9 protein-coding genes are annotated in these 12,694 nt (G+C 53.1%); 7 read left to right on the forward strand and 2 right to left on the reverse strand.

Annotated features, from left to right (window positions below; translation table 11 throughout):
- Nucleotides 1–28 precede the first annotated feature (28 nt).
- On the forward strand, nt 29–733 hold the full coding sequence (locus ACR9WD_RS06975; protein ID WP_434923039.1) for a class I SAM-dependent methyltransferase: 705 nt from the start codon (nt 29–31) through the stop codon (nt 731–733).
- Here ACR9WD_RS06975 and ACR9WD_RS06980 read toward each other — a convergent pair.
- Both ACR9WD_RS06980 and ACR9WD_RS06985 read right to left on the reverse strand, forming a co-directional pair.
- Nucleotides 634–1,044 (reverse strand): FAD-dependent oxidoreductase, encoded by a 411-nt coding sequence (locus ACR9WD_RS06980; RefSeq protein ID WP_434923040.1) that lies wholly within the window; start codon nt 1,042–1,044, stop codon nt 634–636. The two genes, ACR9WD_RS06975 and ACR9WD_RS06980, sit on opposite strands and share 100 nt — an antisense overlap.
- 550 nt (nt 1,045–1,594) lie before the next feature.
- On the reverse strand, nt 1,595–1,849 hold the full coding sequence (locus ACR9WD_RS06985) for a hypothetical protein (protein ID WP_434923041.1): 255 nt from the start codon (nt 1,847–1,849) through the stop codon (nt 1,595–1,597).
- On the opposite strand from ACR9WD_RS06985, the gene ACR9WD_RS06990 reads away from it, so the two are divergent.
- From ACR9WD_RS06990 to ACR9WD_RS07015, 6 genes are read left to right on the forward strand one after another with little or no spacing between them, the layout of a single operon-like run.
- Nucleotides 1,848–4,736, forward strand: coding sequence for a heparinase II/III domain-containing protein (locus tag ACR9WD_RS06990; RefSeq protein WP_434923042.1), 2,889 nt, complete (start codon nt 1,848–1,850; stop codon nt 4,734–4,736). The genes ACR9WD_RS06985 and ACR9WD_RS06990 overlap by 2 nt on opposite strands.
- Nucleotides 4,737–4,791: 55 nt before the next feature.
- A complete protein-coding gene (locus ACR9WD_RS06995) occupies nt 4,792–5,148 on the forward strand; it encodes a hypothetical protein (RefSeq protein WP_434923043.1) in 357 nt (118 codons plus the stop codon).
- Nucleotides 5,149–5,151: 3 nt separating this feature from the next.
- Nucleotides 5,152–7,836, forward strand: coding sequence for a glycosyltransferase (locus tag ACR9WD_RS07000; RefSeq protein WP_434923044.1), 2,685 nt, complete (start codon nt 5,152–5,154; stop codon nt 7,834–7,836).
- Nucleotides 7,837–7,842: 6 nt separating this feature from the next.
- Nucleotides 7,843–9,750, forward strand: a complete 1,908-nt coding sequence (locus ACR9WD_RS07005) for a glycosyltransferase family protein (protein ID WP_434923045.1) — start codon at nt 7,843–7,845, stop codon at nt 9,748–9,750.
- Nucleotides 9,737–10,918: a glycosyltransferase family 4 protein gene (locus ACR9WD_RS07010; protein WP_038991401.1), complete on the forward strand. Its 1,182-nt coding sequence runs from the start codon at nt 9,737–9,739 to the stop codon at nt 10,916–10,918. Before ACR9WD_RS07005 ends, ACR9WD_RS07010 begins: the two co-directional genes overlap by 14 nt.
- Entirely contained in the window at nt 10,915–12,666 is a 1,752-nt protein-coding gene (locus tag ACR9WD_RS07015; RefSeq protein ID WP_434923046.1) for a glycosyltransferase family 4 protein, read from the forward strand. Before ACR9WD_RS07010 ends, ACR9WD_RS07015 begins: the two co-directional genes overlap by 4 nt.
- Nucleotides 12,667–12,694 lie beyond the last annotated feature (28 nt).

Here is a 12,694-nt window from a genome sequence, read left to right on the forward strand (position 1 = left end):
CAAAAATGAACTTGAGTGGAGCTGAGCTGTGGCTGCTGGAACCAACTACGATGACTTCGCCCAGGCCTATGCGGATGAGAATGAGTCGAGCTTGCTCAATGCCTTCTACGAGCGTCCGGCCATGCTGCAGATGGCCGGCGAGGTCGCCGGGCGCAGGATCCTCGATATCGGGTGCGGGTCGGGACCGCTCGCGCATGAGCTCATGGCGCGCGGCGCATTAGTGAGCGGGTTCGATGCGAGCCAAGGGATGATCGACTTGGCGCGTGCGCGGCTCGGGGAGGGGGCCGATCTTCAGGTTGCCAATCTGGGGGAGCAGCTGCCCTACGGTGCGGACTCCTTTGATGATGCCATCGCCTCGCTGGTCCTGCACTACCTGGAGGACTGGACGCGGGCACTGGCAGAAATCAGGCGTGTGCTCAAGCCTGGCGGCAGGCTCTTGCTCTCGCTGAACCATCCGATCCTGTACCCGTGGAATCATCCGGGCGAAGACTATTTCCAGCGGATCCAGTACACCGACGAACTGTCCTTCGCCGGACAGCCCGCGTCGCTGACCTATTGGCATCGGCCGCTGCATGAGACCATGACCGCCTTCCTGGAAGCCGGTTTCAGCATCGAGAAAGTCTGGGAACCGCCTTATTCCAAGGACGCGCCCGAGCAGATCGTGCCCGAGAGGATACGCGAGCGGGATGCTTTCCTGAGCTTCATCTTCTTCGAGTTGCGGTCGGCCAAGTAGGGTTTGCTCCTCTTGGCGCCGGCAGATTCCGTGCCAGGAGATGGACATCTGCCGGACCGGATGCCCGGCAGACGATTGATGGATTGGCGGATGAGGGAACTGCTGGGGAGCTTAGGGCGCTGGGCCTTGAGCGAGCCAGGCTGGTAGTACAACCCGGCATCGACCACGCCTGATTTGCGTCCGGTCTGGTGGTTGGCCAGGGTTGCTTCCTTTTCCTGCACCTTGACGTGATGCCCCGCGGTGGTGGACAGTGTGCGGGCCAAGGCAATCCCGAGGATCCCGCCGCCAGTGATCCTGATACGTGTTTCCATGGCACCCCAAGAAGTAAGTCCGCAACTCCTGGTGTAGCGGAGGATTCAGATGCTCACTGATGGTATCCGGACTGCATGAACACATACACGGGTGTGCATATTCGATACTTCAGGTAACGGCAGATCGGTGAATCCGGGGCAGCACGAGTGATGGCGCGACCCGCGTATATTTACCTGCAAATCCTATTGCTCAACTACAAGTTTTGAGTACAAGGAAATTTTCGGAAATCCACGAACAAAGCAGTCAGTGAAATTCCAAAAATCTGAAACGGTGAGCTTAGCTGTTAGCACCTGTCCACGTTTCTGGAGTACTCTAACGCAACACGCATTGCACGAGGCGGGGATTCCTGAGCAGTCGTCTTGGTACGAGAGGAACACTTTAGCGGATTTGACGGGGCTTTCGACAAAATATCGGCAATGAAAGCCGGCCGCAAACCCCTAGCGATTCGGGAATTTGGCTGCCTATTACTTTCGTTTGTTTCATGTGGAAGATGATGGCTAGTGCTTTTTGTCGGTTAACGTGATGATCGAGGGCAAGCGATGCCATTTGCTATTCGATGCGTGGATCCGTTCCTGCCGACTCCAGATGCGTGCTGACTTCGGCCAAGCCAAAATTGCAACTTTGCAGCTGACTGACTTTAGTTCTGCCTTCCGGAATGGGCGTGATCACGTCTCCAATTGGGGTCACATAACTTTCTGTCAACCAAGCCGATATAGCCAAGAGTGAACCGCGGGTGAACAACGTGAGAACATCCGGTTGACTAGCCTGTTTATGGGCATTTTGGCTAATTAAAGCAAATAGCATGGATCCAGAAAAGTGCGATGCGAGCGATGATCGTTCAGCAATAACTGGAGGAAAATCCATGAATCTTGAGTGCGCAAAGCGCCAAAGCTTCGGTGCTCGTTACGAGCGGACTACTAAGGATAAAATCCTTGCCAAACGAGTACTGGACGGCCGGCTCGCGATGTCGCCGCACCCAGAATGGACGTTGCCTGAAGATCCATCGTGGCTCGAAAATCCGTTGAAGGATGATAACTGGCAGTTCCAGTACCACTCCTTGCGTTGGCTCGATCCCTTGCGCCGTGAAGCCGAGTCTGGAGATGACAAGTCACGCCAAGTTTGGGAGCGTTACGTTCAATCTTGGATTGCCACAAATCCTCCAGGGACCAGCCGGACTAAATGGGCGTGGATCGACATGGGTGATGCTTTGCGTACCTACGTCTTGTCCTTTGGCTTGAACATGTACGTCGACCCTCCGCAATGGCTTACTGACTCGCTGGAGCAGCACATGCACTGGCTAGCGGACGAGAACAATCTCGGGCACGGCAACCATGCATTGCACCAGCACCAGGCACTTTTCGTTGCCGCGAGCATTCTTGAAGAACGAACATTGGTAGACCTTGCTATTCAACGCATGGGAGAACTTGTTTCCGGATCCTACGACGTCCAAGGTGTAAACGAAGAAGGCAGCATCTCTTACCAGGAAGCAAATTATCGTTGGTGGCATGAAGCGCTTCGCCGTCTGGACCTCGAAGGGATTGCTAGGCCATCATGGGCGGCAGTCCTCGATGCGGCACCTGAATCGCTTGCTCACGCCACGCAGCCCAACGGCAACTACGTCCGCATCGGCGACATGGACAGCGGTGGACCTTCGAAGATCGAATCGCCATATACGCAGTACGTCAGCACGGGCGGATCAAAGGGGAGCGCGCCACGAGATCTGATCAAGGTCTACGAGGCTGGTTATGTGTATGGGAGAAGCGGCTGGGGAGAAACTGAACGGGACTTTGCGCAGGAAACGTTCTTTTCGCTTTGCTTCGGCCCACAGCGCAAAATTCACGGGCAGGCTGACGGCGGCTCCATTACCTTCTTCTCCAACGGATACCCATGGCTCATTGATACGGGAAAGTACTTGTATGGGCGCCATCCGATGCGAACTTACGTAGTCAACCGCCCCGGACATAATCTGCTTGTTGCTAATGGCCGAAAGTACGACCGCGCGACAAATGTAACCCTTTTCCGCATAGACGAAACCGCTCGACACTTCGAAGCCGTGACCCGGGATGCGGGCTACGAGGACATTCTGATGACACGCCGTGTCATCTTCTCAAAGCGCGGCGAGTACTTGCTGATCATCGATGCGGTATCAGCGAAGGAAGAAGTAGAAATTGAGCAACGGTGGCACGCTCATGAATCTGCTACCGCAAGCTTGACGAAAGCGTCTGCCGTTCTCAGCAACGGTAATGCCGAGTGCCTATTGCAGTGGGTAGGACGTAACGGGAGGCTTACCACTGCCAGGGGTGAAACAAAGCCATATAACGGGTGGACCAGCACTGGATGGCGTAAGAACAAAGAAACTACTGTTATCAGCGCTGTGCAAAAGGGTACTCAATTAACTTTCCGCACAGTAGTTGGCGCGAGCGCCGCAACGGACGGTTCGTTGAGTACCATGCGCCGTATAGCTCCGGGATATCAAGAATTTACCGTTCATGGGCGAGTCGGCACTGAATACGTACTTGTCGGGAAAAAAGGCGCCGTTATTTCTGATCATCCTTTTCGTGAAGAAAGGATAAATGACTACTTTTCGACTGCTGCTGAAACAGTGGCCAAATCCACGCTTTTCGCCGAAGACCTTTTCGACTCTCTGATTCCAGGCATCAGCACAGTGGCCGAACGCCAAACGGCGCTGAACTCTGCCTATGAAGAAATCAAACGTGTCGGCATCAAAGCTGGCTACCGATCAGGGCTGGTCACGGGAATCATTGATCTGGCCGGTACGGACTTGGCGCTGCCTGAAGAACTTAATGATGCGGCCAAGTTGCGTGCCCCGCTGATTTCCTGGAACCCGAAGAAGCCGATTTCGAACAGAAACGGGAAGATCCGGAGCTATGCGTCGAGGAGCGCCGTTGCTCAAGATTCAGACTATCGGGGCATCCAAAGCTACCGTTATGGCCGGCTGACCTTGCCCATAGCCACCATCCCAGGCCAAGGGGAAACTTTGCACGTTTCATTCCACGGTGCGTTGGATCGCGGCAAATACTCTCTCCCTCGCTTTGAACGGGGTCAAAGCTTATCGGGACTAGGAATCAACCAGATGGTATTTGCCGACCCAACTCTGGATCTTGACCCCAGCGTCAGCTTGGCATGGTTCCTCGGCACTGAAACGCAGGACCTGCATAGCGAGATGGCTTTGCTGATCGAAGAACGAATGAGGGCTCTTGGAATAGAACGAGTGGTGCTCTCTGGAAGCTCTGGCGGTGGTTTCGCTGCACTCCAAGTTGCTGCTTTCCTTCCAGAAAGCAAGGTTATTGCGTTTAATCCTCAGACCTGCGTTACCGCCTACCATGCGCGATTGGCTCAAAAGGCTACGGATGTGGTCTTCCCGGACGGTGTTTTCAACGACCACGGGATTCGCCAGCGGCTGGACGTTGCAGAACGATACAAGGAACTTAAACCAAAAGTTGACGTGCTCTTCATCTGTAATGACGGAGATTCACATCATTCGAGCCAGCATCGCCAGCCTTTCTTGGAGAAGGTTGAGGATCTTGCAGGCATTTCGGCACGGACGATCACCGAATCATGGGGAAGCGGACATCGAAGCCCGAATGCCGAAGTGTATCTGCGCCTATTGGGCGAAGCGGGCCTGCATCCGGTTGAAATGGAACTAGCCCAAGATGGCGCTGAGCATTGAGCACTCCATCAACACTGGCCATGCGAAGTGAAGAACTTGAAGGGAAACTAACTAAATGATCCATCAGGATGCGGAAGATCTGAAAGCGCTGGGCGAACGCGCAAGTTTTCTCCCTTTGAAGTATCAAGCCGAGAACGAACAGCTCAAGCAGGAGCTCGCTGATCTCTATAAGCGAGAAATGAAGCTCCTCAAGATCATTGATAAACGCGACGAGCAGCTTGCACAGGTAGCTTCCGGCAGGTCAATCAAGTTGCCCATCAAGAAGAAACAGGTGTCGCGTCCAGCGGATCGCAAGGAAATTGCCAGGCTCAATTCTGACCTGGAATACCTACAAAAACGTTATGAGGCCTTGAAAAATTCCAAACTCGGAAGGCTTCAACTTTGGTACTGGCGCAAGAAAGCAGGAAACTAAACCATGGATGCAGCAAGTCTGAAAAAGAGGCTCAATACCATTGAAGGACGCATAGAGACGCTCGAAGCGCCCCTTGGGTATCCTATGGGTTTCCATATTGCGAAGCACCTGGAATCAGCCTATTTCCGTAATTCTCTGCTGGGGGATCACCCATTTTTGGAACCCGCAAGAAACGCTGAAGACTATTTTGAACGCCGAGCCCACTTTGACTCTCTGCGCGCTGGACTCGCTGAGCAGTACAAGGGAATCATCAATCGAGAAGAATCCAATGGCCAGCGCTGGTACGTGCCCTTCAACACCAGAATTGGAATTATTGCCGATGAGTTCCTCTACAAATCTTTCGTATCGACTGCCAATTTCGTCCCGCTGACCCCAAAAAACTTCCGCGACTATGTCGGCCATTTGGATCTGGTCTTGGTTACCACGAGCTGGCGAGGACTTTCCGGCGAATGGGTTGGCGCGTCGCAGCAGCGAAGCCGAATTCGGAAACTTATTGAAAATGAACTGATACCGTTGTACCAGGATGCAGGCACTCCAGTGGCCTTTTACTCGAAAGAAGACCCACCAAACTTCGAAGTATTCCTTTCGACGGCTAAGAAGTGCGATTTCGTATTTACCAGCGCGGTGGAAAAGATCCCGGATTATGAAAAGGCATGTCCACGCGCCCAAGCAATTGATGTATTGTCTTTCAGCGTTGACTACCGACACCACAACCCCATCGGAAGCCGAAAGAATCGAATTGATGATGTTGTATTCGCCGGTTCGTGGCACAACCACAAATATCACGAGCGTCGACGCTCGGCTTTGCAGATCTTCGACGGGGTCATTGATTCAGGACGGAATCTCCGCATTATTGACCGGAACTGGTCTCTGGACAACGAAAAGTATCTGTTCCCGGAGCGCTACCTTCCGTACGTAGAGCCAGCGATCAAGCATGATGAACTGTTGCAGATTCATCGCACGAGCGATCTGGTAATTAACCTCAACTCAGTTGTAGGTAGCCCCACCATGTATGCGAATCGCGTCGTTGAGCTTCAGGCAATGGGCTGTACCGTACTTTCCAACTACAGTGCCGGTGTCAACGATCAATTCCCGAACGTTTTCATGCCAGACAGCGCACAGGAAACCCGGAGCATCATCGAATCGCTGACTCCCGAACATCAGTACCGTAACCAGATGGCTGGCCTGCGCAACGTGTTCACCAATCATGTGAACTTTGATCGAATTCGTCAGCTTCTAAGCGTATGCGGACTGGCAGAAGCAGTCTCGCCGCAACCAAAACTGGCGGTGGTTGGAGCGCTCTCGACAGCTCAAGAATTCGTGGACGGCCAGTCGTACCAAGATGATCTACCAGTTTTTAACTCGGTAGAAGCAGCACGTGAAGCTGGCTTCGATTTGGCTTGCACGGTCGCAGGTGGATTCGATTATGGTCAGCACTATCTGCAGGACTTGTTGAATGCGACGAAGTACGTTGCCAGCGACGTCGTGTTCAAAGCGGGAGAAACCGACGACTACAAGTCGCACCACGCGTTCACCGAGGATGCTGAACCCAACCATGGGGCGTTGCGTTGGCTTACCCCAAGCAGTGCAGCCGTTTCGACTTACGGGCAAAGTTACCGTCTAGATGGTTTCGAAGTTGCGGAGCGCGGCCGGGAAACTCTTCACGTTGTCCACGAGCCGGCAATGATCAGCGTCGTGATTCCGATCTACAACAATGGCGAACACCTGGAATTCAAGTGCTTCGAGTCCTTGCGAAGGAGCTCGTTATTCGCCCAGATGGAAATCTTGCTAATTGATGACGGATCGACTGATCCGAACACCATTCGAACAGTCAAGAACCTTGCTGAACGCTTCTCGAACGTAAGGACTTACTTCTTCGAAACTGGTGGTTCCGGCAGTGCTTCTCGTCCGCGCAATCATGGCCTGGCTATGGCGACGGCGGACTGGATTACCTACCTTGATCCAGACAATGAAGCCCTCAACGATGGTTACGCCAAGCTGCTGAAGCTCGCTCGGGATAATGGATCAGACTTTGCAATTGGCAACATGGCACGTAACGCCGTTGGCCGCAAGCTGGTTAACTATGTTCGTATCCTGCGCAAGCAGATCATCCAAGATGAAGTGGCAGAAGACACCTACAAGGTAGATGGATCGGTTCTGCGGAAGATTAATTTCACGCCGATGAGCATTCAGGCTCTTGTCGCCAACACGCAGTGGTTGCGATCCTTAGGAATTGAACAGCCGGTCGGCGCGGTAGGCCAGGATTCCTACTTCTTCCAGCAAATGCTCTATTACGCTAAGCAGATTTCACTGCTGAATGAACCGATTCATATGTACTTCGCGGCAGTATCCAACTCCACGGTGAACAGCCTCGGTCCGAAGTTCTACCGAAAATACATTCCGTTGGAAAGCGCGCGTGCTGAATGGCTGGACAGCATCGGATTGCTTAGCGAATATCGCAAGCGCCGCATGGAGAAGTTCACCAAGGGCTGGTATATCGACAAATTGAACCGTGTGGCACCTGAAGAACTGGAAGAATCCAAGCAATTGGTTGTCCAATTGGCTGAGTTCTATGGTGCCCACCAATGGGAAGATCCAGAACTCAAGGAGTTCTTCGCGGCAAACAAGGCGCCAGCAGGCGATATTTCGCAGAATGCAGACGAACGAGTCGGGCAAGAGAGAGTTTAGGAATAGATGGACATCGATTCACTGCGCAGAGGCATATGGCATCTGCGCAGGGGCGGGCTGCCGCAATTCAGGAAGTGGCAGCGCCGCCAAGCATTGGGGCTCAATTCGCCTGCACTTCCGAAGAGCAAAAGGGGCCAGAGCTATGTCGGCAGCGGACGTGCCGGTCAGGCTGCAAACAAGGGGCGTTCCCGGACGCCTATACGTGTAGCTGCAATTCTCGATGATTTCAGCCAGCCCGCGTGGGGAGCTGAATGGAACCTTTCCCTGGTTACTCCCGAGGACTGGCAACTAAAAATTCGAACTGAGAATTTCGAATTGTTGTTCGTGGAGTCGGCCTGGAATGGAAACAACGGAGCATGGCAATACCATCTCACTGGACCGTCAGCACCACGAGAAGCCTTGGCGCAGATGATCCAGTCATTCAAGGTCATGGGAATCCCAACAGTATTTTGGAATAAGGAAGACCCCCCGCACTATGCCGACTTCTTGGAGACTGCGAAGCTATTCGACTCGGTTCTGACTTCTGATTCGCAGAAGATTGAGAATTACCGTGACGATCTTGGACATGACCGTGTCGCAGTACTGCCCTTTGCCGCCCAGCCTGAGATCCACAACCCTGTTCGGGCACGGTCTGTAGACCCTAAAGGCATTGCCTTCGCCGGGATGTACTTCGCCCACAAGTATCCAGAACGTCGTGAGCAATTGCACCTTCTGCTTGATGGTGCACGCGATGCTGCTCGACGCGGGGGAGAGCCAGTAGCCATTTTCTCCCGCCAGCTGGGCAAAGACCCGAACTACCAGTTCCCGGAGCCGTACAAGCAGCTCGTTATTGGCTCCTTATCCTATGATCAGATGGTTCCCGCCTACCAGGATTTCGTTGCTTTCCTGAATGCCAACTCGGTCATTGATTCGCCAAGCATGTGTGCCCGGAGAATTTTCGAGATCTCGGCGTGCGGCACGCCAGTGGTTTCTGCTCCAAGTGAAGCGTTGTCCTCATATTTTTCAGCTGACGAAGTCTTTGAGGTAGCCAGCGTGGAACAGGCTTCTCAAACCCTGAAGATGCTTGCGAGGAGCGGAGAACAACGTGACAGAAGCGTACACTTGGCCCAACGTCGAATTTGGACAAACCATACGTACGCCCACCGTAGCCAGAGCGTTTTAAAGCTTGCAGGCTTAGATGCCTCGTCCTCGAATGCATCGGCAAACAAATTCTCTATGGCAGCGAAACGAAATGTGAGCGTCATTGCAGCTACACGACGACCCGAACAGCTTGCCCATATGCTCTCAGCGATTGGTGGACAGGTCGGCGTGGAACTGCAATTAATACTTGTGTCCCACGGATTCGAGCCGTCTCGGAAAACGATTAGTGAAGCGCTGGAAAATGGAATCTTTGGAGATATCGTAACGGTTAGCGCAGATAGCAATTTAAGCCTTGGCGAGTGCCTGAATTTAGGTATTGATCGCAGCAGTGGCGACTTCGTTGCCAAAATGGATGATGATGACCTTTATGGTTGCCATTACCTGGCTGATCAAATCAATGCTTTGCGGTATAGCGGTGCAGACCTTGTGGGCAAACAAGCACACTATATGTACCTCGAAGGAAGCAACCGGACGCTTCTTCGTATGGCAGACCGGGAACATCGCTTTACAGATATTGTCATGGGGCCCACGTTATTAGGTACCCGTACTTTGTTTGAGGAGCATCGCTTTGCGAATCGTAGTCGAGGGGAAGACACCGATTTCCTGAACCGTGTAGGCCAAGCGGGTGCGCGGATCTATTCGGCGGATCGGTTCAATTTCGTTCAGATGCGCTCTGCAGGGGCCGGCCACACTTGGAAGGCGAATGATCTCGAGCTCGCTGCAAGTGGCACCGTCCAATGGTTTGGCAGAAATGATCATCATGTCTTCTTCTGATTCAAAGAGCTTAAAAGTTCTGCTCATTACCCATTCTTTTTCCCCGGAATTTACGCCCCCGCAACGGCGCTGGAAGGCCTTCACCGAGGTCTTTGTTAATCATGGGAATTCAGTCAGTGTCGTTGCACCCAACACGGGGGGAAAGTTTTTTCAAATCACAGATGCCGGCATCCGGATTGTCCGGTATCCAACGTTTGGCAAGCCAAAGCGATTGGTGTTCAAGGCCCTGCGCAGCGCACTTCAGGCGCTGGCGTCGATCCCTGCCTGCTTATTCGCAGGCCGGCCCGACGTCGTGATTGCAACCGTCCCGGCGCTGAGCACCTTGCTTAGCGGATACATTGTTAGCCGGCTATTTCGCTCCAAGCTCGTCGTGGATCTCCGAGATTCCTGGCCTAACCTTCTCAGCGAGTCCAATATCTTGCGGTCAACCAAATTGGAACCTATCGCCACCAAGCTGATCCTTCGCGTCTTGAGCCGCGCTGATTTGGTCGTGACTGTAACCCCCGGTTTGGGCGAAGTCGCGCGAATGCAGGGTGCTCAACGAGTTTCCGTCGTTTCAAATGGAGTTGACCTGTCGAATTACACGTCGCCTCTTCCACGAGTCAGTCATGACGACTCCCGCCTGCACGTTCTCTATTTGGGGAACCTGGGACTGAGCCAAGGCTTGGATCTGGTGATTCAGGCTGCGGCTAAGCTACGATCTGCTGTGCGAGTCCGTTTCGTTGGAGATGGAACGGAACGGGAGAGACTGCAACAGCTGGCAGCCTACCTCGACGCGCCTGTTGAATTCCTGCACCCCGTACGGGGCGAGAAGGTTCTGGAACAGTACGCATGGGCCGATACTTGCCTTGTCAGCCTCCGTTCGGACTGGCCGAGCTTTGAACATACGATTCCTTCGAAACTCTATGAACTTCTTTACTTCAATCGGCATATTACTGGTTTGGTCCGGGGCGAAGCAGCGAGAATTATCCAGGAATCGGATGCGGGAGACATTGTGCCGCAAAACGTGCAAAGCTTGGTCGATCATTTGAATGCCTTGGGAGCATCCACGGCGTCACGAACTCGAAAAGGCATTGGGCCGCAATGGGTACTTGAAAACGCTTCGCTGGATCAACTTGGGGCCAGATACTTGAGCGAGCTGACCGCCCTAGCGGAAGGCAAGAGATGAATCCGAAGATGGGGTATTTCCCTGGAAGCAAAGCACAGAATATGCGAAACGTATTCCGGCTCATGGGTGAGAACCTTATAGATGATCCGCAGTATTTCTGTCTTCAAGCAGTGCGGAAATTCGCGAAAAGACCGCAGTTGAAGCGTTTGGAAAAACTTAGAAGTGCACCTCTAGTTTCAGGTAAATTTGACGGACTGGTTGCGCTCTTGAGTGAAGATCGAACAGCAGTGGCGCAATACTTAGCGTCGCAGAAAAAGCAATGGAATCGGCCGTCTAAGGCGGCACGGTTGGCGGACACCGCTATCGCAGCGCAACTATGGGACTTGGCTGCGGAGATTCTCGATAGCTCACCGGTAACGAAAACGACTGCCAAATCGAAGGCGCGTCTGGAATTCTCCCTGGGCAACTTGGATGAAGCGATCAATCTACTCTCTAGCATGGGCAACTCCAAATCGCGGCAACTGAAACACTACCGCAGTGAGCTCCGGGTACTTGAGTCCTGGAATCCAGTCGCTAATTCAAAGAAACGCGAGTGGGAATTAAACGGATCGACGCGCGTTCTATATATAGCGACCAACTCTCTCCCATTTACTGCAAGCGGTTATACCCAGCGAACCCATTCTCTGCTTCTGGCACTACGGGACGAAGATATCGAAGTCCAAGCAGTAACGCGAGTTGGATATCCCATATCGATTGGGCACGCCTTGGCAGAAAGCACTTCAATCGTGGACGGAATTTCCTATCACCGTCTACTTCCGGCGCATTTGCAATTCGACACTGCGGGAAGAATCCAGCAGCAGACGCAGATGCTGTCAGCATTGGTAGAGCAACTGAAGCCAACCGTTTTGCATACCACAACTGACTTCACTAATGCCCTTGCCGTCCGTGCTGTTGCGAGATCCTATAATCTTCCTTGGGTCTACGAGGTACGTGGGCAACTGGCCGATACCTGGGCATCGACTCGGCCAGCTGCTGCAAGCGGTTCACAGCGATATCGACTCTTCCAAGCGCGCGAAGCAGAACTGGCCGCGAGTGCGAACGAAGTACTAACTTTGGGCCAAGCAATGCGGGATAATCTAGAGCACTTCGGTGTCAGCCCGGAGAAGATAACGGTTATTCCCAACGGTGTCGGGCATCCATTTGTTGATGAACCATTATCCGCGGTGGATGTCAGAACTGCGTTGGGGCTGGACCCGCATGCAGAGTATTTCGGAACAGTCAGCTCGCTCGTTGCCTACGAAGGCTTGGATACGCTCGTCAAGGTGATGGCGATGCTGGCGAACCGTCGGCCAGATCTGTATTTAGTGATTGTGGGCGATGGAGTGGAGCGCGAAGTGCTCATGCGATTGGCCCGCGAACTAGGCGTGGGTGAACGTTGCATTTTCACAGGACGCGTGTCGCGACAGCAAGCGGCAAAGTACCATGCGGCTCTTGATGTGTTTGCAGTTCCACGCCGGAATCTTTCAGTAACACGTGATGTCACTCCGTTGAAACCGGTCGAGGCAATGGCCAGTGCCGTTCCTGTGATGGCCTCCAAATTGCCAGCACTCGAAGAGTTGATCCGAGATGGCGTTGATGGGGTTCTCCTCCCTCCTGGAGATGTCATTGCGTGGAGCGAATCCCTGGAAAAACTGCTCGTTGATCCATCGTTCAGACAACAACTAGGCCAGTCAGGAAGGAAAAAAGTTCTATCTGATCGAACGTGGGCAGTTTGTTCACACAAACTTAAGAGAATTTATTCCCGATAGTCAATCACCTGTTTACGTGCCATTAACT

The organism is Glutamicibacter sp. PAEs-4 (genome assembly GCF_051161755.1).
GTDB lineage: Bacteria > Actinomycetota > Actinomycetes > Actinomycetales > Micrococcaceae > Glutamicibacter > Glutamicibacter nicotianae.

Bases quoted from the DNA above. Each gene is read 5' to 3' on its own strand.
- ACR9WD_RS06980 (WP_434923040.1), bottom strand. From the start codon at position 1,044: ATGGAAACACGTATCAGGATCACTGGCGGCGGGATCCTCGGGATTGCC.
- ACR9WD_RS06990 (WP_434923042.1), top strand. From the start codon at position 1,848: ATGGATCCAGAAAAGTGCGATGCGAGCGATGATCGTTCAGCAATAACT.
- ACR9WD_RS06985 (WP_434923041.1), bottom strand. From the start codon at position 1,849: ATGCTATTTGCTTTAATTAGCCAAAATGCCCATAAACAGGCTAGTCAA.
- ACR9WD_RS06995 (WP_434923043.1), top strand. From the start codon at position 4,792: ATGATCCATCAGGATGCGGAAGATCTGAAAGCGCTGGGCGAACGCGCA.
- ACR9WD_RS07000 (WP_434923044.1), top strand. From the start codon at position 5,152: ATGGATGCAGCAAGTCTGAAAAAGAGGCTCAATACCATTGAAGGACGC.
- ACR9WD_RS07005 (WP_434923045.1), top strand. From the start codon at position 7,843: ATGGACATCGATTCACTGCGCAGAGGCATATGGCATCTGCGCAGGGGC.
- ACR9WD_RS07010 (WP_038991401.1), top strand. From the start codon at position 9,737: ATGTCTTCTTCTGATTCAAAGAGCTTAAAAGTTCTGCTCATTACCCAT.
- ACR9WD_RS07015 (WP_434923046.1), top strand. From the start codon at position 10,915: ATGAATCCGAAGATGGGGTATTTCCCTGGAAGCAAAGCACAGAATATG.